At 69.8% G+C, this 22619-nt stretch carries 18 protein-coding genes; 10 read left to right on the plus strand and 8 right to left on the minus strand.

Going from position 1 to position 22619, the window contains the following annotated elements:
* Positions 1–57: 57 nt before the first annotated feature.
* The 3 genes from OHA17_RS01885 to OHA17_RS01895 all read left to right on the plus strand — a co-directional run bounded on the left by OHA17_RS01885 (position 58) and on the right by OHA17_RS01895 (position 3437).
* The gene (locus OHA17_RS01885) at positions 58–1488 is read left to right on the plus strand and encodes an erythromycin esterase family protein (RefSeq protein WP_406503413.1); all 1431 of its coding nucleotides are present in this window, start codon (positions 58–60) and stop codon (positions 1486–1488) included.
* 292 nt (positions 1489–1780) lie between these two features.
* Entirely contained in the window at positions 1781–2218 is a 438-nt protein-coding gene (locus tag OHA17_RS01890; RefSeq protein ID WP_406503415.1) for a glutaredoxin domain-containing protein, read from the plus strand.
* Between the two features lie 937 nt (positions 2219–3155).
* Positions 3156–3437: a hypothetical protein gene (locus tag OHA17_RS01895; protein ID WP_406503417.1), complete on the plus strand. Its 282-nt coding sequence runs from the start codon at positions 3156–3158 to the stop codon at positions 3435–3437.
* A 581-nt stretch (positions 3438–4018) separates the two neighbouring features.
* On the opposite strand, the gene OHA17_RS01900 is transcribed toward OHA17_RS01895, so the two are convergent.
* The 6 genes from OHA17_RS01900 to OHA17_RS01925 form a co-directional block, all read right to left on the minus strand.
* Entirely contained in the window at positions 4019–4579 is a 561-nt protein-coding gene (locus tag OHA17_RS01900; protein WP_406503419.1) for a hypothetical protein, read from the minus strand.
* Positions 4580–5021: 442 nt separating this feature from the next.
* Positions 5022–5318, minus strand: a complete 297-nt coding sequence (locus OHA17_RS01905; RefSeq protein ID WP_053727959.1) for a hypothetical protein — start codon at positions 5316–5318, stop codon at positions 5022–5024.
* Between the two features lie 452 nt (positions 5319–5770).
* Entirely contained in the window at positions 5771–7327 is a 1557-nt protein-coding gene (locus OHA17_RS01910) for an ABC transporter substrate-binding protein (protein ID WP_406503421.1), read from the minus strand.
* 10 nt (positions 7328–7337) lie between these two features.
* Positions 7338–8366 carry an ABC transporter ATP-binding protein gene (locus OHA17_RS01915; RefSeq protein ID WP_406503423.1) on the minus strand — a complete coding sequence of 343 codons (1029 nt, stop codon included), beginning with the start codon at positions 8364–8366 and terminating at the stop codon, positions 7338–7340.
* On the minus strand, positions 8363–10303 hold the full coding sequence (locus OHA17_RS01920; RefSeq protein ID WP_406503425.1) for a dipeptide/oligopeptide/nickel ABC transporter permease/ATP-binding protein: 1941 nt from the start codon (positions 10301–10303) through the stop codon (positions 8363–8365). The genes OHA17_RS01915 and OHA17_RS01920 overlap by 4 nt, the downstream gene beginning before the upstream one ends.
* A complete protein-coding gene (locus OHA17_RS01925; RefSeq protein ID WP_406503427.1) occupies positions 10300–11247 on the minus strand; it encodes an ABC transporter permease in 948 nt (315 codons plus the stop codon). The genes OHA17_RS01920 and OHA17_RS01925 overlap by 4 nt, the downstream gene beginning before the upstream one ends.
* A gap of 831 nt (positions 11248–12078) precedes the next feature.
* Between OHA17_RS01925 and OHA17_RS01930 the strand changes: the two genes are divergently transcribed.
* On the plus strand, positions 12079–12699 hold the full coding sequence (locus OHA17_RS01930) for an antibiotic biosynthesis monooxygenase (protein ID WP_406503429.1): 621 nt from the start codon (positions 12079–12081) through the stop codon (positions 12697–12699).
* Positions 12700–12979: 280 nt separating this feature from the next.
* Here OHA17_RS01930 and OHA17_RS01935 read toward each other — a convergent pair whose 3' ends face one another.
* Positions 12980–13759, minus strand: coding sequence for an SGNH/GDSL hydrolase family protein (locus tag OHA17_RS01935; RefSeq protein ID WP_406503431.1), 780 nt, complete (start codon positions 13757–13759; stop codon positions 12980–12982).
* A gap of 230 nt (positions 13760–13989) precedes the next feature.
* Between OHA17_RS01935 and OHA17_RS01940 the strand changes: the two genes are divergently transcribed.
* The 5 genes from OHA17_RS01940 to OHA17_RS01960 all read left to right on the plus strand — a co-directional run bounded on the left by OHA17_RS01940 (position 13990) and on the right by OHA17_RS01960 (position 19921).
* Positions 13990–14631: a M23 family metallopeptidase gene (locus OHA17_RS01940; protein ID WP_406503433.1), complete on the plus strand. Its 642-nt coding sequence runs from the start codon at positions 13990–13992 to the stop codon at positions 14629–14631.
* Positions 14632–14784: 153 nt separating this feature from the next.
* Positions 14785–14994 (plus strand): hypothetical protein, encoded by a 210-nt coding sequence (locus OHA17_RS01945; protein WP_053727965.1) that lies wholly within the window; start codon positions 14785–14787, stop codon positions 14992–14994.
* A gap of 203 nt (positions 14995–15197) precedes the next feature.
* Positions 15198–16667 (plus strand): aldehyde dehydrogenase family protein, encoded by a 1470-nt coding sequence (locus tag OHA17_RS01950; protein ID WP_406503435.1) that lies wholly within the window; start codon positions 15198–15200, stop codon positions 16665–16667.
* A gap of 65 nt (positions 16668–16732) precedes the next feature.
* Positions 16733–18304: an APC family permease gene (locus OHA17_RS01955; protein ID WP_406503437.1), complete on the plus strand. Its 1572-nt coding sequence runs from the start codon at positions 16733–16735 to the stop codon at positions 18302–18304.
* Between the two features lie 66 nt (positions 18305–18370).
* Entirely contained in the window at positions 18371–19921 is a 1551-nt protein-coding gene (locus OHA17_RS01960; RefSeq protein ID WP_406503439.1) for a GMC family oxidoreductase, read from the plus strand.
* 63 nt (positions 19922–19984) lie between these two features.
* Here the strand turns inward: OHA17_RS01960 and OHA17_RS01965 are convergent, their stop codons facing one another.
* Positions 19985–20962: an Lrp/AsnC family transcriptional regulator gene (locus OHA17_RS01965; protein ID WP_406503441.1), complete on the minus strand. Its 978-nt coding sequence runs from the start codon at positions 20960–20962 to the stop codon at positions 19985–19987.
* 115 nt (positions 20963–21077) lie between these two features.
* Here OHA17_RS01965 and OHA17_RS01970 point away from each other — a divergent pair, with 115 nt between their 5' ends.
* On the plus strand, positions 21078–22514 hold the full coding sequence (locus OHA17_RS01970) for an FAD-dependent monooxygenase (protein ID WP_406503443.1): 1437 nt from the start codon (positions 21078–21080) through the stop codon (positions 22512–22514).
* Positions 22515–22619 lie beyond the last annotated feature (105 nt).

Consider the following 22619-nt stretch of genomic DNA (forward strand, 5'->3'; position numbering starts at 1 on the left):
ACGTGACGATCTTCTCAGCAGCACCGGACAACAAGCACGTTGGGAACGTGATCACACATGATCAGCAACGGGAAGCATCTCGCCGCGGCGGCCCTCGCCCTGGCCACGACGCTGGCCCCCGCGGCGGCCGCGTACGCAGCACCGTCGGCATCCACACCGGCGGCGTCCGCACCGGCCGACGCATCGGCGTCCGTCCGCGCGCTGGACCGGATCGCCCATCCGCTGCGGTCGACGGAGCCGGGCACCGGCACAGCCGATCTACAAGCCCTCGGGGTGATGGTCGGCGATGCCAAGGTGGTCGGCGTGGGTGAGGCCACGCATGGCTCGCACGAGTTCTTCGCCCTGAAGGACCGGCTCTTCCGCTACCTCGTCGAGCAGAAGGGATTCACCACCTTCGCTCTGGAGATCAGCTGGTCGGCAGGTCTGCGGATCGACGACTACCTCCAGCACGGCAACGGCGACGCACGGCAGGTCGTCCACGAAGTGATGGCCGGATCTCCCTGGGACCGCCAGGAGTTCGTGACCCTCGTCCAGTGGATGCGTGACCACAACCGCCAGCACCCAGAACGCCCTGTCCACTTCCTGGGCGACGACATCGGCGCGCCCACACTCGACGAGCGGGTCTTCGACAACGTCACCGACTACGTGTCGCGGACCCATCCTGAATCCCTGCCGCGCCTGACCGAGCTCCTCACCGGCCTCCGCCCGCTCGACGACGCGATCGCCTACCTTCAACGGCCTCTCGCCGAGCGGCAGCAGAACGCGGCCAAGGCGCAGCAGGTACTGGAACTTGTACAACGTCAGAAATCCAGGGGCGGCGAGGACGTCGACTTCGTTCTCCAGAGCGCCCGCAACATCGCCCAGACCTACACCTTCTTGAGCCTCGACCCCGGCGACCCGGCATCGTTGACCGCAATGGAGCGCTACCGTGACCAGGTGATGGCCGAGACCACGGCATGGTGGCAGCGGCGCACCGGCAGCAGAGTCCTGCTGTCGGCCCACAACGACCACGCAGGCTACGTGGCCTCCGACCCCGCGATGTATCCGAAGACCCAGGGCTCGTTCCTCCGCGACACCCTGGGTGCGGACTACCTCGCCGTCGGCACCACCTTCGACCAGGGCTCCTTCCTCTCGAAGGGCGAGGCGCTCGGCGGCGAGTGGAAGAAGTTCACCGTCGGCCCGGCCGGTCCCTGCACGAACGAGTACACGCTCGACCAGGTCCGGTACCGCGACTACTACGCCGACCTGCGCAAGGCCCCTGCCGCCGCCCGCAGTTGGCTGGCCATCGCGCGCCCGACCTACAGCGTCGGCACACAGTTCCCGAACGACAAGACGCCTGAGGTCGCCATCGGCCAGACCTACGACGTCCTAGTCCACCTCCACACCGTTCGGGAGGCGAGCAAGCTGGAAGGCCCCAGCAAGACCGGGGCCACCGGGGCGCCCATGGCGAGCGCAGCCTGTACGACGTCGTCGGCGCCCGGATCGTAGACGGCGCCGACGGTGCCGGGGGACGCGGCGGTGAGCAGCTGAGCAATGCGCTGGCGGCCCGGGGCGAGCGGGCGGAGGGGGGGCTGGGGCAGCCAGGACGTGGTCATCGTCGGCCTCGCATTCGTGACGAGGAATCGGTTCGGTCCGCCACCAGAGCGCTGTACCGAGCCCGCGGCCGGCAACCTCGCCGGGGCAGTCCCCGCCCAGCGCTGGGGCGAAGTCGACGACGTGACCGGCACAGCAGTCCACCTCGTCGCCGGCGCCTCCCGTTTCATCGGTAGCCTGCGTCATCATGATGCGCGCGTGGATCCTGCCGATGTTGCTTGTGCTCTGCGGCTCAGTTGCTGCGACTGGACTGATCATCATGGGGAACCCCGGCACAGCCGCAGTGTTCCTGCTGGCGTTTGTACTGATAGCAGTTGTGCATTCGGCTCTGGTTTTCCCAAGGCCGATCAGTGCGCTGGAGGCACAGCGCCGCAGCGCGGTCGACGGCAGGCCGGTCGTCTTCTGGCGGCCGGGCTGCAAGTACTGCCTGCGACTGCGCATGCGATTGGGCCGTAACGCCCGCCAGTTGTACTGGGTCGACATCTGGCGTGACCCGGCTGGAGCGGCAACGGTCAGAGCGGCCAACGATGGCAACGAGACCGTGCCGACTGTCGTCGTAGCGGGCCGACCGCACACCAACCCCGACCCTGAATGGATACGTGGACAGCTCCCCTATCCCGCGTGATGAGGAGCGACGTCCTATCGCAGATAGCTACCCGCAGGCCGAAAGACCGTCACCCGAGCGCTGCCGTCCTGACAGAGTTCCTCGACCGGGCAGCCGACTTGGCCGACCGGGCGGTCGCGCGAGGAACCGCCTCTACTGCTGGATCTGTGTCTGACGAGCAGGTGCGGCGGTCTCGCCCCGCCCATTGTCTCGAAATGAAGGTCCGGGCCAGAGGTGCCAGATCCCCTGATCCTGCCGTGGGACCGTAGTCCTGCTGGCCAGGGCTGGGATGGCAGTGTCCGTGCTCGCGGCGGGCGGGGTGGTGCGAGTAAAGATCGAAGGCGCCGTTGGTCGCCATGACGCGAGCCGTACGACAGCTTCGGCGCCGACAAGTGCCCAGCCGGCGCCGGTGATGTCGAGGTGGTCGGCGATGAGGTGGCGGCAGGCGTACTCGACCGCCCCGGGTGACGGTCAGCCAGCTCTGTCGATGACAGGACCGCATCTTGATAACTCTGCGCAGCCTCCGCCAGGTGATCATCCGGCGCTCGGGTGGGCAACGGGTCAGGGCCTGTCTCGCAGGTTTCGTGCCAGCGGAATTGGTGGAACCTTTGACTGTTTTTCAGTAAGCTCACCCGCCCATGATTGAAGTGGACATGACGGGGGACCAGTGGCAGACGACAACAGCGATTGGCGCTTAATCATCGGGGCCATCGGCCTGGCCCTGTCTGTCGCTGCCTTCTTTGGGATACACGACTGGACGCAGTTGAAGGCCGCACTCAGCGGCACATCGCCAACTCCAACGCCCCTGCACACGTACACGCCGCCACCCCCACCCGCCTTCACGTACACGCCACCGCGTCCGCCCGCCCCCATGTACACGCCGCCACCTCCCCCTGCCCCCACATACACCCCATGCACTGCCCTGTACTGCGGTAGGTCACACTTCGACGAGACGTCGATGCAGTGGGTCGGGTCGTCGTGCGGTACCGACAACTGCTCCCTGACAGCGACCTTCAAGAACGACGGCAGCCTGGCGGGCTCGGCGACAGCAACATTCACCATCACCGGGCTCCAGTCCGGAAAGGTGGTCTTCCCCGCCCTCGCCCGATGCTCTGCGGCCATCCCCGAGACCCCACCCGGCGGGGTGGTCAGTACTGGGTGCACGGCCTACTCGACCAACATCAGGAACTTCAGCGCCTATCCGCAGGCCACCTTCGGTGCGACGATCACCACCAGTTGAACCTGGATCCGGCCCCGGCCCGGCTCTTCCACCACGCCCAAGTCGTGATCACACAGGGTGTGTCGTTGCGGTTCGAGACCAGGCACGTGGCGAGGCGGCCCCTGGGGGAAGCACAGCACACCCCCGGAACCGCCGCGCCACGCCCACCAACAGGCCACCACCCTCGACAGACCGTGCCGGACGGCAACACCCTTTGCCTCCCCGGCACCGCCACCCGAAACCCTGGGGAGGTGACGTGAGTTGGCGGAAATCGCCGCCAACCCGGCCCTGGGGCCCTGGAGTCATTGCCTTCAAATGGACACGCCCCACGTCCGGCGCATCGCCCGCCACGTCGAAGCGGAGGCTAGGCGGCTCGCACCCCCTACGAGACGGTGCATCACCGTCGCCGACGACATCGCCGCCCGAGCCACGCCGCAACCCAGGGCCAAGACCTTGACTTGGACGTCCTCGTCGTCGACCAGCGGGCCCAGCCCTGTACCAGCCACTGGGCCTGCACGAAGTCACTCGTCACGGCGAGAACGACATCAGGGTCAGGATGTCCACCAAGCTGCCTCAGCCTGGCAGCGTTGGTGGTTGATGGATCAGAGGAGCTTCTGCGGCGCTTCGTACTGGTCTACGGGTGCCAGGTTGCATGCGGCCTTGGGGCCGGTGAGGCCGTGTCCGCCGATGCCCTCGCCCTCGGGCAGCGGCACCAGGCAGCGACCGTCGACGTTGACGAGCGAGGCGCCGTAGGTGTTGAGGATGCCGCCCGCGCCGTCTCCGTCCTGGCCCGCGATGACGGTGTCGCCGTTGCGGGTGGCGAAGTCCGTGGCACCGTTGCCGCTCGCGCTGCTGCCGCTGTTGCCGCCGTTACCGGTAGTGCCGTTGTTGTTGCCGGTGAGGCTGCTGGTGGTGCTGCTGACGGTGCCGGTCAGGTTGCCGGCGGGACCGTTGCCGGTGAGGCCGCTCACGGTGTCCCCGATGCAGCCGCAGCCGGTACCGCTCGTGGTCGGGCTCTGCGCGAGAGGGGCGGAGAGGAGGTTCTGGAGCGCGTTGGCAGGGGCCTTGGGGGCCTGGGTCGCCGTGGCTGCGGAGGCGGGTGCGGCGACGGCCATCGTTGCGGCGGTGGCGAAGGCCGCTCCGGCGAGAACCTGCTTGATCACGGTTGTGCTCCCATTCGATGGATTGGTAAGAGGTGGCAGGCCCGCCTTGTGAAACCTGCCGCCCCTTGGAACGAAGAACGAGCACAACACGTCACAAAATGCGCCCATTCGGACCAATACGCAGGGGAGCTGATGCGTCCGCTGTCCGCTGGCGGCCTCCCGCGCCCGGAGACGCAGCCACACCCGGAAGCCAACGTTCTTGGCCGCCGATGGCACCGGTTTGGACGCGTGTATCCGGTGCCCCGGCCAGGTCGGCGGCGTCGTGAGCGTGCAGGGTCCCGGGGCCTGTGAGGCCTCGGGACTCTTGGGGCACTCTCCATCCTGATCTTGCTGCGGGTTCAACGGCTTTCCGCGGTCCCGGCCGCCCCGCCCAACCCAATGTGAGCCCGGCGAGCTGCGCGGGCCGCTGTTCGCTCAGCTTGTCGCGTCGGCGGGCGAGGGGTCAGAGGAGCTTCTGCGGGCCCTGGTACTGGTTGACGGGTGCGGCGTTGCAGGCGGCCTTGGGGCCGCCGAGGAGGTGCCCGCCGATGCCCTCGCCCTCGGGCATCGGCACCAGGCAGCGACCGTCGACGTTGATGAGCGGGGCGCCGTAGGTGTTGAGGATGCCGCCCGCGCCGCCGGCGATGAAGGTGTCACCGTTACGGGTCCCGAAGTCGGTGGCGTCTGCCGAGGCGGGCACGGCGACGGCCATCGTTGCGGCAACGGCGAGGGCCGACCCGGCGAGAATCTGCTTGATCACGGTTGTGCTCCCATTCGGTGGGTCAGAAAGGGGGACGGGTCGGCCCCGTGGGGAACCTGCCGCCCCTGGAGGATCACGGACAGGGCGCGGCGTCTGGCACGGCACCTCGCCGTGTTGCTGGAACCTCCCGACAGCTCCGCCGTCACGACGCTCCGGCGCGTTGCGGTGCACCGCACCAGACGCCGCGCCGTGTCCGACCCTGATCCACCGGACGCCCCCTCGAACGAGGGACATGCAGAAAACGTCATATATTGCGCCCATTAAGACTAGAACGATCACATGGGGGGGGTGGGGGTGGCGCGCCTGGTGCCCGTCTGCGGCCTCCCGGAGTCGCGGGCGCAGCCTCACCCGAAGCGAACGTTCTTGGCCACCAACGGCACCGCTATGGACGCGTTTACGGCCCTCCGGCCCGAAGTTCCCTGCCTCCGGCCCCGTCGCGCCGTTGAGCAGGGCTACTTGGGCGCCACGTCCCACGCCAGATCGGGGAGGTAGCTCGGGGCCGCGGTGAAGCCGGTCAGCTTCTTGGCGTTGAAGGCGTAGAGCCCGTCCATGCGCAGCACCGAGACGAACCACGCCCGGTCGACGACGTACCGCATGACCTGCTGGTAGAGCGCGGACTGCTGGTCGGCGGGGGCTGCTGCGGCCTTCGCCAGCATCGCGGTCAGCTTCGGGTCGGAGGTCGCGAAGGGGTTGAAGGCGGTTGCGTGCGGCAGCATCCAGTCCAGGGACAGGGCGTAACTGGAGGCACCGCCGTAGCCGAAGCCCAGCACGGGGTACTTCTTGGACGTCGCGTTCGCGAGCCACTGGCCGATGCTGGTGTCCGTGGTGACCTCGGTGGTCACGCCGACCTTCTTCCACTGCTCGGTGACGGCCTGGGTGACGAGGTCGATGGCGAGGAAGCCCTGCGTTTCCGCCTTCAGCGAGAAGCCGTTCGGATAGCCCGCCTCGGCGAGGAGCTTCTTGGCCTTGGCGGGGTCGTAGGGGTAGTGGTTGTCGTAGTCGGCGGCGAAACCGTCGAGCCCGGGCAGCGTGATCTGGCTGGTGGAGTGCCCGTGCTTCGGCACGAGGGCCTGGGTGATCGCGTCGCGGTCCACGGCGTAGTTGAGCGCTTGGCGCACCCGGACGTCCTTCAGCGGCTCGGCCACGACGCCCTGCCGGTCGGCGAGGTTGACGCCCATGAAGACGCTCGGGGAACCCACGACTTCGAGTCCGCCGGACTTCGCGGTGTCGGCCTGGGAAGGGGTGATGGCCACGGCGTCGGCCTGGCCCGTCCGGACGGCCTGGAGCGCGGAGTTCGGGTTGGCGACGATCTTGATGACCACCTTCTTCCAGTGGACCTTCGTCTTGTCCCAGTAGTTGGGGTTGGGCGTGTAGGTGTAGTGGTCGCCGGAGGCGGTGTGCGCGCTGTCGAGCACGTAGGGGCCCGCGCCGTAGGACCGCGTTCCCATGGTGGCCGGGGCGGCAAGGCCCTTGGGGCTGATCATCGAGCCGATCATCAGGATCTGGGACAACAGCTGCGGAAGGCTGGGGTGCGGGCTCGAACAGTGGATGTGCACGGTGAGCGGGCCGGTCGCGGTGACCGACTCGATGGCCGAGGCCCAGGCGACGTTGAGCCCGTTCTTGCGCGTGTAGTTGAGCGAGGCTGCCGCCGCCTGGGCGTTCAGCGGTGTGCCGTCGGCGAATTTGAGGCCGTCGCGCAGGGTGAACTCGAAGTCGGTGTTGCCCGTGCCCAGGTAGCCCCATTTGGTGGCCAGGCCCGCCTCCAGCCGGCCGTTGGCTCCCTGTCTCAGGGCGGTGTCGTAGGCGAGGTTCACGAACCAGTTGTCGCTGCCGACATTGGCTTTGGCCGGGTCGAGACTGGCGGGTGCCCCGGCGGCGACAACGGTCAGGGTGCCTCCCTGTCCGCCGCCCCCCGCAGTACCGGAAGAGCCCGATCCGCTGCAGGCGGTGGCGGCGAGGGCGAGCACCGCCGCTGTCGCGAGCCCCTGGGTCATGTGCTTCTTGAACATGGCGATTCCTCTACGACTGGGGCTGAGGGACGGCGGGGAGCAGACGGCGCAGCTCCGGAGTGCGATGGCACGCGGCCAGACGGCCGCTGGGCGCACCGGTCTTCCCGGGTGTCTCCAAGGGCAGCAATACGGGCCGCTCGCTGCGGCACAGGTCGACCGCGTGCGGGCAGCGGTGGGCGAAGGCGCAGCCCGTGGCGGAGGGCGCGGCGGCCGGTGGGGCCGCCGCACGGTGTGCCGGGCGGGCGCGCTGGACGCGGGGATCCGGCTCGGGTACGGCGGCGAGCAGCGCCTGGGTGTAGGGGTGTGCCGGTTCGGCGTAGAGCGGGCCGGCCGGACCGGACTCCATGACCCGGCCCCGGTACAGGACGACGATGCGGTGCGAAAGGTGACGCACCACGGGCAGGTCGTGGGCGATGAACAGGTAGCTGAGGGAGAGTTCGCTCTGTAGCTCCGCGAGCAGGTTCATCACCTGGGCCTGAATGGACAGGTCGAGGGCGCTGACCGGTTCGTCGCAGATGACCAGACGGGGACCGGTCATGAGCGCCCGCGCGATGGCGATGCGCTGACGCTGCCCGCCGGAGAACTGGCCGGGGTAGCGGTCCGCCGTGTCGGCGGGCAGGCCGACCCGCTCCAGCATGGCCGCGATGCTCGCCTCCGCCGTCCGCCGCCCGCGGCTCCTGCCCTGGGCGAGCAGCGGCTCGGCGAGGGTCTGCCCGATGGTGCGGGCCGGGTTGAGGGAGGAGTACGGGTCCTGGAAGACGACCTGGAGCCGGGCGCCGAGTGCGCGCCGAGTGCGGGGCGAGGCACGGGTGATGTCGTGTCCCTCGAAGTGGATCTGGCCGAAGTGGACGGGGTTCAGGCCGAGTACGGCGCGGCCGATGGTGGACTTGCCGGAGCCCGACTCGCCGACGAGTCCGAGTGTCTCCCCCGGTGCGATGTCCAGGCTGACGCCGTCCACGGCACGGAGCGGCGGGGTGCGGCGGCCCTGGCGGAACTCGACGGTCAAGTCCCTGATGCTGAGCAGGGGTTGGCTGGTCATGAGCGGGTGCCTCCCTCGGTGAGACGCTGGGAGTGGACGCACCGGGTGAGCCGGTCCGGCGCCGGTTCGGTGAGGGGCACGGGGCGCTTCGTACAGCTCGCGTCGGCCAGCTCGCAGCGGGCGGCGAAGCGGCAGCCGAGCGGCCAGTCATGGGGAGCGGGCACGCTTCCGGGGATGGTCGGCAGGGGCTCGCCGTCGCCCGCCAGGTGTGGGTTGGCGGCCAGGAGGCCCGCCGTGTAGGGGTGGAAGGGCCGGGTGAACATGTCCTCCACGGCCGCCTGTTCCACGATTTGGCCGGCGTACATCACCACGGACCGGTGGCACAGGTCGGCGATCACGCCCCAGTCGTGGGTGACGAGGAGCACCGCCATCCCCGTCGAGGCCTGGAGGCTGCGCAACAGCGCGAGGATCTCGGCCTGGACGGTCACATCGAGCGCGGTCGTCGGCTCGTCCGCGATCAGGAGTCTGGGCCGGCCCGCGAGCGCCAGGGCGATCGCCACGCGCTGGGCCATGCCGCCGGAGAGCTGGTGCGGATAGCGTTTGGCGACCGCCTCGGGGTCGGGAAGGTTGACCATGTCGAGGAGTTCGGTCACCCGGGCGCGTGCGGTGCGGCGGTCGCACCGCTGGTGGCGCCGGACCGCTTCGGCCAGTTGGTGCCCCACGGCGAAGGTGGGGTCGAGGGCGACCATGGGTTCCTGGGAGACGTACGCGATGCCGGTTCCCCGTACCTGGGCGAGTGCGTCGGCCGAGCCGACGAGTTCGGTTCCGTCGAAGAGCACCCGGCCGTCGGCGATCCTCCCGCCGCCCGGCACGAGTCCCAGGATCCCCAGCGAGGTCACCGACTTCCCGCAGCCGGACTCGCCGACCATTCCGACGGTCTCCCCCGCCCTGATGCCGAAGCTCACTCCCTGCACGACGGGGATGCCGCCGATCTCGATCGACAGGTTGCGCACCGACAGCAGGGCCGTGTCGTCCGGTACGTCCGTCGGCGACGCGGGCGAGACGTCCGGCTCGGGGGCGGGAGAGGACGCGAACGGCGCGATCTTGGACACCGCCCAGCCCTCGACGGCCGCGTCGCGGACCGCGTCGCCGAGCAGGGCGAGTGCCATCACGGTGAGGACCAGGGGGACACCCGTGGGGACGAGCATCCACGGTGCGCGGTCGATGGCCTGGGAGGCGTCGGCCACCAGACCGCCCCAGGACGGCTCGGGCGGCTGGGCGCCGAGGCCCAGGAAGCCGAGGCCCGCCTGAATGGCGACGACGATCGCGGCGAAGAGGGCGGCCTGCACGATGACGGTGCTGATCACCCGGGGCAGGAGGTGGCGCCGCAGGATCTGACTCTGGGTCAGACCGGCGACCTTGGCGGCGGCGACGTACAACTCCTCGCGGATGCCGAGGGTTTGGGCGCGCAGTACGCGGATCATCCCGGGGCTCCCCAGCACGCCGAAGGTGATCATCGCGGCGTGCAGGTTGCCGGGGAACACGGACAGGACCACCAGGACGATGACGATGCCGGGCAGAGCGAACAGCAGGTCGGCGGTTCGCACCGTCAGCCAGTCCACCCAGCCGCCGAGGAACCCGGAGGCCAGTCCCGCCGTGACACCGATGACGAGGAACACCAACAGGGCCTCGCCGACCGCCAGGAGGGTGGAGCGGCCGCCGAAGAGCACCCTGCTGAGCAGGTCGCGGCCCAGATTGTCAGTGCCCAGCGGATGGCCCGCGGCGGGGCCGGCCAGTACATGACCCAGGTCCTGGTCGAGCGGCCCGTGGGGAACGAGCAGGGAGGCCGCCAGGGTGGCGACGGTCAGCAGCACCAGCCAGCCGAGGGCGGCCGCGCCGGGCGGGCGACGCAGCACCCGGCGGATCAGCGGGGGTCGGCGCGGGGCCTTCCCGCCCGCTGTCGTGCGGTCCCGCCGCGTCGTCGTGGAACGTTTCATCGGGCACGCACCCTGGGGTCGAGGCGGTTGTAGGCCACGTCCACCAGCAGGTTGACGAGCACGACGAGGACGGTGATGTACAGAACGGCGCCCTGGATGACGGGGATGTCGTGCTGGACGGTCGCCTGCTGGGTGAGGCTGCCGAGCCCCGGCAGGGCGAAGACCGTCTCCACGAACACGGCGGCGGCGAGCAGGCTCACGAGCACGACACCCAGGACGGTCACCACCGGAACGGCGGCGTTGCGCAGGACGTGCCGGTAGAGGATCGACCGGCGGGAGAAGCCGTTGGCCTGCATGACACGGATGAAGTCCCGGCCGAAGCAGTCCAGTACGCAGTCGCGGGTCTGCTTGGCGATGACGGCGACCGCGCCGAGCGACAGGGAGAGGACCGGAAGGACCAGCGAGCGTCCCCACTCGGCCGGATCGTCGGCGAAGGGCACGTAGCCGGTCACCGGGAACCAGCGCAGCTTCACGGCCCCGACGGCGATCAGGACGAGGGCGAACCAGAACGCCGGAACCGCCAGGCCGAACAGGGAGAGGAGGTCGACCGCCCGGATCAGGAAGCCGCCGCGCCGGGCGCTGAGCAGGCCCAGTGCCACGCCCAGGATGCCGGAGACGGCGGTCCCGGCGACAACCAGGGACAGGGAGACGGGGAGCCGGTTGTTCAGCATCGACGTGACCTCCTCCCCGCTGAACAGCGAGGCCCCGAGGTCGCCGTGGAACACCCGCACGAGCCAGTCCCAGTACTGGACGGGTAAGGGGTCGTCCAGGCCCAACTGGGCGCGCACGGACCGGTATTGATCGACCGTGGCGTGCTGGCCGACGATCGTGCGGGCGGGGTCTCCGGGGACCAGGGACACCAGAACGAAGGTCAGGGCGGAGACCAGGAACAGGAGTGGTGCCGACGACAGCAGACGTCTGACCACCAGTCGGAACATTGCCATGCTCACCTCGTCGAAATCGTGCAGTCGAAATCGTGCATGGGTGAACTCGCTCGCGGGTGCGCGGACGGCGCCGGATGCCCCGGGAAGCGGACTGCGCCGGGGCGGAGCTTGATGAGCGGAGTGCGCGAACACTGCGGCCGGGCCGCGCGACGGGTTCGCGCAACGGCCGGGCGCCGGGCCGCACTCCACGGATGGGAGGCGGCGAGTGGACGGCTTCTCCACCTACGACGGAGGCTATAGCGGATTTTCGGCCGCCGCCATAATGAGTCGATAAACGTTGTGTAACTGGCGATCGCCGATCGGCACCACGCGACGCTGTCCGGCGACTCGCTCGTTACACGTGTTGAGATGAACAGTCCAGAGATACGTCAAGTGCCCTTCAATGGCGGCCTGTTGAGGCCGTTACACGTTATGGGGATCAGTTGCCGGAGGCACGCCGTCCATCGCCGACAGCCGGCCGAGGCTGGTCACGGACCGTGTACGCCGCAGCCTCGACCCGGCGCACGGGTCCGGCACCGTACGGAGTGATCCGGAGACCGGTCATGGGCGAGGCCCGACGATCCCCCTTCACCGCGGGCGCGACGGGCATGCAGGGCCTCCGACAGCCAGAGCGTCCGGTTCAACTCGCTGGCAACTCTTGGCAGTTGTGACATCGGCGGAGCTCGGGGCAACATCCCCGGCCCCTGGGTCAGGTCATCGGGCCGGGTGTGGCGGCGGGCGCCGGTAGGCCGAATGGGCCACTCACATCGCGGACCAGTGCGGTTCGCCTTCGCATGGAAGACAGCCGCGCGCCACCGCCGCGGGACCTTCCCCCCTCTGACAGGACGACCCATGCAAACCTGGTACGTGCGCACCATCTACGCCACCGGCGACCCGGCCAACCTCGACGGTGTGCTCGACGCCTTTCGTAGCGAGGCTCCCGGGCTGCTCACCCAGAACCCCGGATACCACCGTTTCGGACTGTTTGCGGACCGTGAGCTCGGCAAGATCCTCATGGGTTCGTGGTGGGAGAGCGAGAGTGCCCGGACGGAGAGCGACGCGCGGCTGCGCGAGCGCCGCCTGGGGCTGCTCGCGCCCTTCGCGGACACCGTGACCGCCGACGACTGGGAGGCCGTGTCGTACACGCCCGCGCCCAAGATCGCGCCGGGCATGTGGATGCGGTCCGGGTACGTGGAGTTCGACCCGTCCGACGCGCCCGCGTACCAGCAGACGTTCGAGGAGCTGGGCCGTCCCCAGCTGGAGGCGCTCGACGGTGCGGTCAGTGCGACGCTCTTCCTGAACACCGCGACGGGGCGCGCGCACGTCGGCGCGATGTTCCGCGACAAGGCCACGCTGGCCGCGACGCGGGGGCCGCAGTCGGCGATCCGCGGCGCGTCCCTCAAGAGGCTGAACGCCAGGCTGCGGTGCCTGGAGGAGTTCGAGCTGATCATGACGCACCGGCCGCAGTCCTAGGCGCTCCGCGGGAAGTGGAGTGCTTCATCTGCGGGCCGGTGGGGGCTGGTCGCGCAGTTCCCCGCGCCCCTTTGGGGCGCTGTGCCGCTTGGGGCGCTGTGCCGCATCGGACTTCCACAAGCCCGCTTAGCACCCAACCTTGATTCCCGTGCGACGTCGTCACCGGGCGCGGCAGATGGCCCGCGGCTCTGCAACTCCTGCAGAACGCGGGCCATTCTGCCCAGCTCACTGGACGGCACCCTCACCGAACGCTTTCCTCCCCCGTCGCCGTGCCCGTCAGTCAGGGACTGAGCGCTGCCGTCAAGGCGGGGAGGTAGCCCTCGCGCTGGCCTTCCGCGGTGGGGTGGTAGGCCACGTCCGCGGTGAAGAGTGACGGAGCATGGATCCACGGGTCCGCGGAGCAGATCTCGTGGCCGGCGAAGGCGGCCGTGACGTCGGCGAAGACGTACCCGTGCGCGCGGGCACGGTCCTTGGTGACGCGGTTGAGGTGGTCGGCCGCGGTGTTGAGCGCGGACTGTTCCCGCCCGCTCACCGGCCCCATCAGGCAGGCGCCTCGGGTGAACAGGTGCGGGTAGCCGAGCACCACCACCCGGGCGTGTGCCGCCTTGACCTTGACGGCACGGTAGGCGGCATCGAGCCTTCCGGGCAGGTCATGGTCCATGGCGTGTTCGGATCGGGCAACACTCTCCAGGCAGGCGCTCTCGCTGTTCAGGGTGCACGTCTTCATGACGTCGGCGAAACCGACGTCGTTGCCGCCGACGGTCATGCTGACCAGCGTCGTGCCGCGGTCGAGCCCGGACAGCTGCGTCGCGGTGACATCGGCGCTGCTCGCCCCTGAGCAGGCCGCGAAGTCGAACCGCCCGGGATGGTGCCCGGCGGCCCACAACGCGGGGTGGGCGAGGGAGCTGCGACGGCAGTCCCCATCGGCTTGTCCGGAACCGACGCCCGAGGCGTACGAATCACCCAGGGCCGCATAGCCGCCAACAGGGCTGATCTTCTCGGATGGTTCACCGGTGGCGTGCGCGGCCGTGGTGGACGCGCATGCCAGAAGGAGGGACAACGGGCCTGCGAGCGTCACCGCAAGGCGACGGCTCAGTCTGGTAGCTCTCGACATACCTCGCCAACGACGAGGACATGGAACAGGACACTTCTGCCCAGACCTGACGTGCCGACATCCGGGGAACGACAACCCGTCCGTCGTCACGCCGAGCCCCCGGCCCGCGGTGCCGTCGCACTCGTACGGCCCAACCAGCGTTGCGAGTCGGGCCCGCTGGCGATGTCCTGACGGGCATGGGCTACCACATAGACCGCCCGCTTGAGGCGGGCACCACACGACGTGACGCTCTGGGTATGGCCATGGCGCTCCTTGGCGGCACCCTCGCCGTGGGGACGGCGGCGCCGGAGGCCACCGCGCTCCCCGATGACGACTGCTTGATCGAGTACGACGCCGAGTTCGAGGAGGCGCTCGCCCTTGGGGACTCCCAGCTGCCGGACGACTCGGACCGGTTCGCGCCGCCCAGCAAGGGCGTGCTGCCGTTGCGGCGGGCCTACCGGGTCACCGAGCGCTACGGAGCCCGAGGCAACTGGCAAGGCGGGCACCACACGGGCATCGACCTCGCGGTGCCGCGAGGGACGCCGGTGTACGCGGTGGGCGGCGGCACCGTGGTCCTCGCAGCCCGGTCGGGCTCGTACGGCAACGCGGTGACCGTCCGCATGCCCGACGGGCACTACGCGGTCTACGCCCATCTGAACCGCATCCGCACGCGCAAGGGCGCCGGCATCCCGACGGGGGCCCGCATCGGGGACAGCGGCAGCACGGGGCGCACCACCGGCCCGCATCTGCACCTGGAGATCCGGGCCCGGCGCGGATACGGCTCGGACATCAACCCCGTGAACTATCTGGCCCGGCGCGGCGTCTCGCTCCACGGGTGACTGTGACTGCCGTGTTCGTATGTGCTCGTCACGTCGTTGGGATGGCCTGGTCGGGTGCAGTTCTTCCAGAACCTGCGTAACACCTTGCCCTTCCGCGCATGCCTTCAGTTGGGCGTCGACGCACGGCGTCCCCGACCAACCAGGAGAGAAGACATGCGCATCCGATCCATCCTCACGGCAGCCGCCCTGACCGCCACCGTCGTCCTCGGCGGCGCCGGCATGGCCACCGCTGACGACACTTCCCCCTCGGCTCTTGACGGCAACATGCAGTTCAGCCTCGATGGCGCAGGCCAATCCGCCGCCAACGGTCCCAGCGGATTCGGCAACGGCCCCGCCGCATCCACCATGGTTGACCAGGACTGACCCTCACCGGGGCAGGCCGGTCCCCACACTGTCCGGGCGACCGCTGCGGGCCACCCCACGGCCACCCCTCCGGGCGAGGCTGAGCCGACTGGCGGCGCGCATGTCGCAGCTGTGATCCAGGCCACTTAGGCTGAGCTCGGAGCTCGTCACAGGCCGTATTCGCCGGCCACCCTGCTTCCTCATGCGAGCCCGGGAGGGATGCCATGCCGGAGCTGTTCATCGGTGGCCAGTGGACGTCCGCCGTCGACGGCGGGGTGCGCGAGATCCGCTGTCCGGCGGACGGCACTCTCGTCGCCGCCGTCGACGAGGCCGGGCCCAAGGACGCGGCCGCAGCCGTGGCGGCCGCCCGCGAGGCGTTCGACCGGGGGCCGTGGCCGCACACTCCGGCCGCCGAACGCGGCCGGCTGCTGCTGCGCGTCGGCGACCTGCTGGAGCGGGACAAGGAGGCGTACGCCCGGGCCGAATCCCTGGATACGGGAAAGCGCCTGGTGGAGAGCCAGTACGACATGGACGACATCGCGGCCTGCTTCCGCTATTTCGGCAACCTGGTCGCCTCCGGTGGTATTGACCGTGTCGTCGACACCGGCAACCCGGCCGCGGACAGCAGGATCGTGCACGAGCCGGTCGGCGTCTGCTCGCTGATCACCCCGTGGAACTATCCGCTGCTGCAGACCGCCTGGAAGGTGGCCCCGGCTCTCGGCGCGGGCAACACGTTCGTCCTCAAGCCAAGCGAACTGACCCCGCACACAGCGATCCTGCTGATGCGGACGCTCACCGAGGCAGGGCTGCCGGCCGGCGCCGCCAATCTGGTGCTGGGGGCCGGCGCCACCGCGGGCGCGCCGCTCAGCTCCGACGAGCGGGTGGACCTGGTGTCGTTCACCGGCGGCCTGGTCACCGGCCGGCGGATCATGGCGGCGGCCGCCCCCACGGTGAAGAAGATCGCCTTGGAGCTGGGTGGCAAGAACCCCAACATCGTCTTCGCCGACGCCGAATTCGACACCGCGGTGGACTACGCCCTCATGGCGGTCTTCCTGCACTCCGGGCAGGTCTGCTCGGCGGGCGCGCGGCTGCTGGTCCAGGACGAGCTGCACGACGCGTTCGTGGACGAGGTGGTGCGCCGGGCACGGCAGATCCGGCTCGGCGGCCCGTTCGACGAGGACGCCCGTACCGGACCGCTGATCTCGGCCGCCCACCGCGAAAAGGTCGAGGCGTACGTGGCCGCCGGAGTGGCCGAGGGTGCCGTCCTGCGCTGCGGTGGCGCACGCCCCGACGACCCGGCGCTGCGCGACGGCTTCTACTATCCGCCCACCGTGCTCGACGAATGCGCCCCCGGCATGTCGGTGGTGCGCGACGAGTCCTTCGGTCCGGTACTGACCGTCGAGCGCTTCCGCGACGAGGCCGAGGCGGTCGCGCTCGCCAACGACACCGTCTACGGCCTGGCCGGAGCGGTGTGGACACAGGACGCCGAGCGCGCCCATCGTGTGGCGTCCCGGCTGCGCGCCGGGACGGTGTGGATCAACGACTTCCATCCGTACGTGCCGCAGGCCGAGTGGGGTGGCATGAAGCAGTCCGGCGTCGGCCGGGAGCTGGGACCGGCGGGACTCGCGGAATACCAGGAGGCCAAGCACATCTGGCGCAACACGGCACCCCGGCCGCAACGGTGGTTCGAGTGACCCGGCCGTCCGAGGAGTGACCACGCCGCCGTGCACCCCGTCCGTACGGAACCAGGAGAACCGCTATGCCGGACGTCCCGCCCGATCGACCGGAACCAGCCGCGAGCGGCGGCCTGGACCACGACGCGGCACTCACCGAGCTGGGCTACAAGCCCGGACTCAAGCGTACGCTCGGCAACTTCCACACCTTCGCCGCCGGAATCAGCTACATCTCGATCCTGACCGGCACCTTCCAGCTGTTCTACTTCGGCGTCAGCTTCGCCGGGCCCGGCTACTGGTGGTCCTGGCCGATGGTCTTCCTCGGCCAGCTGATGGTGGCTCTGTGCTTCTGCGAGCTCGCCGCCCGCTTCCCCGTCGCGGGGTCGGTCTACAACTGGTCCAAGTACACCGGGGGTCCGCACGTCGGCTGGCTGGCGGGCTGGATGATGACGATCGCGACCATGGTGTCACTGGCCGCCGTGGCCCTCGCCTACCAGCTGACGCTGCCTCAGATCTCCAGTGTCTTCCAGGTCGTCGGGGACGGCACGGGCAAGTACGACGCGGCTGCCAACGCCGTGCTGCTCGGCACGATCCTGATCGTCTTCACCACCCTGGTCAACGCCTTCGGGGTGAAGCTGATGGCCACCATCAACTCCGCCGGAGTCTTCATCGAGCTGATCGCCGCCGTGGTGCTGGTGGTACTGCTCGCCGCACACATCACGCGCGGACCGAGCGCCATCGTGCACACCGAGGGCTACGGCCAGGGGCAGACGCTCGGATACCTCGGCGCGTTTCTGACCGCCTCGCTCGCCTCGGCGTATGTGATGTACGGCTTCGACACTGCCTCCTCGCTCGGGGAGGAGTCCATCGACCCGGCACGCAACGCTCCGCGCGCCATCCTGCGCGCGCTCATCGCCTCCTTCGTCCTCGGCGGCCTGATCCTGCTCTTCGCGCTGCTGGCCACCCCTGATCTGCACGCCAAGCAGCTGTCCGTGGAGGGTCTGCAGTACGTGGTGAAGGCCGCGCTCGGCCAGACGGTCGGCCAGGCCGTGCTGTGGTGCGTCGTCATCGCCATCACCGTGTGCGCGCTGTCCGTGCAGACCGCCGGTCTGCGGCTGGCCTTCGCCATGGCCCGGGACAACAACCTGCCGGCCGGCTCGAAGCTGGCCAGACTCAGCCCGAGGTTCCGGACTCCGGTCCTCGCCACCTGTCTGATCGGGTTCGTGGCGATCGCCATCCTGGTCGTCAACATCAACCAGCCGCAGATCTTCTCCGTCGTCACCAGCATCGCCATCGTCATGATCTACGTCGCCTATCTGCTGGTCACCCTGCCCATGCTGGTACAGCGGCTGCGCGGCGGCTGGACGTCGGCGGCCGACCACTTCTCGCTGGGCCGCCTCGGCCTGCCGGTCAACATCCTGGCCGTGCTCTGGGGCGCCGCGATGACGGTCAACCTGCTGTGGCCGCGCGCCGAGGTCTACAACGCCACCGGGCCCCAGCACTGGTACCTGCGCTGGGGCGGAGTCCTGTTCGTCGGCGTCGTCGCGGTCGGGGGCTTCACCTACTACTGGTTCGTCCAGCGCGGGAAGACCGGCGTTCTCGCCGAACACGCCATCGAGGAACTGCCGGAGCCCCCGTCGGCCCACGGCGGAGCGTGAGACCGGGCGCGAGAGGGCGTGTGAGACCGCGCATGACAGCGCATCGTGCGACGAGAAGGAGCTGACGTGGAGGAGTTCGACTACGTGGTGGTCGGCGGCGGCACCGCCGGGGCGGTGGTGGCCGCACGGCTGACCGAGGACCCGTCCGTCACGGTCTGCGTCCTGGAGGCCGGGCCCTCCGATGTCGGCGACGACGCCATCCTGCGCCTCGACCGGTGGATGGGTCTGCTGGAATCCGGCTACGACTGGGACTACCCGGTGGAACCGCAGGAGAACGGCAACAGCTTCATGCGGCACGCCCGCGCCAAGGTGCTCGGCGGCTGCTCCTCGCACAACTCCTGCATCGCCTTCTGGGCCCCGGCCGAGGACCTCGACGAGTGGGGCGCCCTGGGCTGCACGGGATGGAGCGCCGCGGACTGCTTCCCCCTCTACCAGCGCCTGGAGACCAACGACGCGCCCGGTGACCACCACGGCCGCACCGGCCCGGTGACCATCCGCACCGTCCCGCCGAACGACCCATGCGGATCGGCCCTGCTGGCGGCCTGCGCCGAGGCCGGCATCCCCGTCACGCCGTTCAACACCGGCACGACGGTCAAGCGCGGCGCGCACTGGTTCCAGATCAACTGCCGCCCGGACGGCACCCGTTCCTCCGCCTCGGTCTCCTACCTCCACCCTGTTCTGGGCAAGCGGCCGAACCTGGAGGTGCGCACCGGCCTGCACGCCAAACGCCTGGTGCTCGACGGAGACATGCGCTGCACGGGGGTCGAGTACCAGGCGCCGGACCTGATCCACACCGGGAGCGTCGGCGCCCGGCGCGAGGTGATCGTGTCCTGCGGCGCGATCGACTCCCCCAAGCTGCTGATGCTGTCGGGCATCGGCCCGGCCGGGCATCTGCGCGAAACCGGTGTGGACGTGGCCGTCGACCTCCCCGCCGTAGGCTCGCATCTGCAGGACCACCCGGAGGGCGTGATCATGTGGGAGGCGAAACGCCCGATGGTCACCACGTCCACGCAGTGGTGGGAGATCGGCATCTTCGCCGACACCGAGCCGGGCCTTGACCGCCCGGACCTCATGTTCCACTACGGCTCGGTGCCGTTCGACATGAACACCTACCGGCGCGGCTACCCCACCACCGACAACGCCTTCTGTCTGACCCCGAACGTCACCCGCGCCCGCTCGACGGGCACCATCCGGCTGCGCACCCGCGACTTCCGCGACAAGCCGCGCGTCGACCCGCGCTACTTCACGGACGAGCACGACGTACGCGTGATGACGACGGGCCTGCGGCTCGCCCGGGAGATCGTCTCCCGTCCCGCGATGGCCGATTGGGCCGGCAGGGAGCTGGCCCCGGGCACGGACACGCGGTCCGACGACGAGCTCCTTGACTACATCCGCAAGACCCACAACACCGTCTACCACCCGGCGGGCACCGTACGCATGGGTGCGCCGCACGACGCGGACGCGGCTCTCGACCCGCAGCTGCGGGTCAAGGGCGTGCGCGGACTGCGGGTGGCGGACGCGTCGGTGATGCCGTTCCTGCCGGCGGTCAATCCGTGCATCACGACGATGATGATCGGGGAGAAGTGCGCGGACCTGCTGAAGGCCGACGGAGGCTGACGGACCGGACCGGCCGGCATCGCAAAGTGCCGGGCCGGGGTGTTGGTGGGTGCTGGTCGGTCGTTACGTCCGGTTCGCCGCCTGCTTGACGGTCTTGATCACTGGTGCCGTTTCGAGGTGTGTGATGGCCGGGAGGGCGGCGATCCGGGTGGTCAGGTACCGGTACAGCTCCCGTTGGTTCGCGCACACCACGCTCGCGTACAGGTTGGTCGGCCCGGTCGTGGCGGCGGCGAACGCGATCTCCGGATGCCCGGCCAGCGCCTGACCGGCCTCCTCCAGGTGCGCGGGGGCGACCGAGAGCCAGAGCAGGGTTCGGGCGTTCACGCCGAACATGCGCAGGTCGACGTCGACGTCGAGATAGAGCAGGCCGTGTTCGCGCAGCTCCGTCATCCGGCGCCGGACCGTCGTCGGTGACCAGCCGGTCGCCGCGGCCAACTGCTCGAACCCGGCCCGGCCGTCGGTGGCGAGCAGGGCGAGGAGCTTGCGGTCACCGTCGTCGAGCCGCGCCGGTCCCCGTCGGTGCGGCACCGGAGGCGGGCGCAGTCGCTCGACCGCCTCCGCGTCCAGCGACCCGAACTTTCCGACCATGTTGTCCGGGCCGCCGTAGAAGGCGTGCAGCACAGAGTGCGCGGTCACGCCCTCCACCCGCGGGGTGCGGGGCAGTTTGGCCAGCAGCAGTGCCTCGCTGTCCGCCTCGCTCTCCGTACGGACCACGCAGGTGATCTCGGTGCCGCCGGAGTGGAGGCTCACCCAGGACGTGTCGGGGCGTCTGGCCAGCGCCTCGGCGACCGGGAGCGACGCGGCGGGCGCACATCGCACCCGCAGGAACCACAGCACGGCGCCCAGCGCGGTCGAATCGACCCCGCCCAGGACCCGTACCGCCCCGGCCGACCGCAACCGGGCGTACCGGCGGGCGATGGTGCGATCCGACACGCCGAGAACCTCGGCGATGGTGCTGAAGGGAGCACGGCCGTCGATCTGCAGGGCATGCACGAGCCGACGATCCAGGTCGTCGTAGTCGGATGCGTAGTCGGATTCCACCGAACCGAGGTTAGACGGTGTCAAGTACCAACGGAATCACGGCTGTTACTGGCCCGGTCGACTCGGCCGACGCAGCGTTGCTCCTGTCCCGATCGACACAGTCAAAGGAGAGTCCGTGGACACCGATGTGCTCATCGCCGGCGCCGGCCCGACCGGAATGACGCTGGCCAACGAGCTGCTGACGGCGGGGGTGTCGACCGTGCTCGTCGACAAGCTGTCGCAGCGCAGCGACCTGTCGAAGGCAGGCGGCGTGCAGTCCCGCACTCTGGAGGCGCTCGACCAACGGGGCCTGCTTGAGCCCCTGTTGGCCACCGGAGATCACCCCGTCACCACTGGCCACTTCGCCGGTATCCCCCTCCCGATCCACTCCAACCGGCACCGTCTGCCCTGGCGGTCCGTGCCGCAGGTGGTCATCGAGGGGTTCTTCGAACAGCACCTCGCCGCACACGGCCTGCGCGCCCGGAGGGACCACGAACTGGTCGGCCTCGCCCAGGACCACGACGGAGTCACCGCGACCTTCGCCAACGGCGCCGCCCTCCACTCCCGTTACCTCGTCGCCGCCGACGGAGCGCACAGCACCGTACGGTCGCTGCTGCGGGCCGAATTCCCCGGTCAGGCCGGTACGTTGACGATCATCGCCGCCGACGTCCGGCTGGGCGGCGTCGACCCGGCCACGTCGCACACCTGGGGCGAGGACGGGCACTGGGCGGCGCTGTTCCCGCTCGGCACCGATCCGCAGGGCAGGCAGCTGCGCCGACTGGTCATCGGCGGGCCGGGCCGGTCGCTGCCGAGGGAGACCCCGGTCACCGAGGACGAAATCCGGCACGGCCTGAGCACCGTGTTCGGAACGCGGGTGCACCTGCTCGAACTGCGCTACGCCCGCCGTATCACCAATGCGTCGCGGCAGGTCGAGCAGTACCGGCACGGGCGGGTGTTCCTGGCGGGCGATGCCGCTCATGTCCACCTTCCGCTGGGCGCGCAGGGCATGAACACCGGGATGCAGGACGCGCTCAACCTCGGTTGGAAGCTGGCCGCCGCCGTGCACGGCTGGGCACCGAAGAACCTGCTCGACACATATCACGCGGAACGGCATCCGGCCGGGGCCGCCGTGTTGCGCAACGTCCGGGCACAGAGCCTCCTGATGGACTGGGCAGGTACCCGCGATCCGGACGTGCTGGCCGCCCGGGAGCTCTTCACGGCGATGGCTCAACTCCCGGACGTCCAGCGCCATCTCGCCGACCTGATGTCCGGGATGGCCCTCCGCTACCCGATGCCGGGCGACGAAACCCATCCGCTCGTCGGCCGGCCGGCACCGGACCTGGACCTCGGTACGGCCCGGGTGCACGAACTGCTGCGGTCCGGGCGCGGCATCCTGCTCGACCCGGCCGACGCGTTCGCCACGATCGCCGGCCCCTGGTCGGACCGGGTGGACCGGGTGGGCCAGGGCGCCGACACCGAGCCGATGCTCATCCGGCCGGACGGGTACGTGTGCTGGGCCGACGCAGGGGACCTGGAGCCGGCGCTCGACCGCTGGTTCGGCGAGCCCCGCTGAGCCGACGGCATGTCGCACGGAGCGGGCCCGGGCGGGCCGGGAACAACGCGGCACGGCCCGGGCGGGGTTGAGACGTCCCTCTCGCAAACTGCGGGCTTGCGGCGC

The organism is Streptomyces sp. NBC_00212, assembly GCF_045206365.1.
Classification (GTDB): Bacteria; Actinomycetota; Actinomycetes; order Streptomycetales; family Streptomycetaceae; genus Streptomyces.

Excerpts from the sequence above, each read along its gene's own strand:
- OHA17_RS01885 (WP_406503413.1), top strand. The coding sequence starts at position 58 with ATGATCAGCAACGGGAAGCATCTCGCCGCGGCGGCCCTCGCCCTGGCC.
- OHA17_RS01890 (WP_406503415.1), top strand. The coding sequence starts at position 1,781 with ATGATGCGCGCGTGGATCCTGCCGATGTTGCTTGTGCTCTGCGGCTCA.
- OHA17_RS01895 (WP_406503417.1), top strand. The coding sequence starts at position 3,156 with ATGCAGTGGGTCGGGTCGTCGTGCGGTACCGACAACTGCTCCCTGACA.
- OHA17_RS01910 (WP_406503421.1), bottom strand. The coding sequence starts at position 7,327 with ATGTTCAAGAAGCACATGACCCAGGGGCTCGCGACAGCGGCGGTGCTC.
- OHA17_RS01915 (WP_406503423.1), bottom strand. The coding sequence starts at position 8,366 with ATGACCAGCCAACCCCTGCTCAGCATCAGGGACTTGACCGTCGAGTTC.
- OHA17_RS01920 (WP_406503425.1), bottom strand. The coding sequence starts at position 10,303 with ATGAAACGTTCCACGACGACGCGGCGGGACCGCACGACAGCGGGCGGG.
- OHA17_RS01925 (WP_406503427.1), bottom strand. The coding sequence starts at position 11,247 with ATGGCAATGTTCCGACTGGTGGTCAGACGTCTGCTGTCGTCGGCACCA.
- OHA17_RS01930 (WP_406503429.1), top strand. The coding sequence starts at position 12,079 with ATGCAAACCTGGTACGTGCGCACCATCTACGCCACCGGCGACCCGGCC.
- OHA17_RS01940 (WP_406503433.1), top strand. The coding sequence starts at position 13,990 with ATGGGCTACCACATAGACCGCCCGCTTGAGGCGGGCACCACACGACGT.
- OHA17_RS01945 (WP_053727965.1), top strand. The coding sequence starts at position 14,785 with ATGCGCATCCGATCCATCCTCACGGCAGCCGCCCTGACCGCCACCGTC.
- OHA17_RS01950 (WP_406503435.1), top strand. The coding sequence starts at position 15,198 with ATGCCGGAGCTGTTCATCGGTGGCCAGTGGACGTCCGCCGTCGACGGC.
- OHA17_RS01955 (WP_406503437.1), top strand. The coding sequence starts at position 16,733 with ATGCCGGACGTCCCGCCCGATCGACCGGAACCAGCCGCGAGCGGCGGC.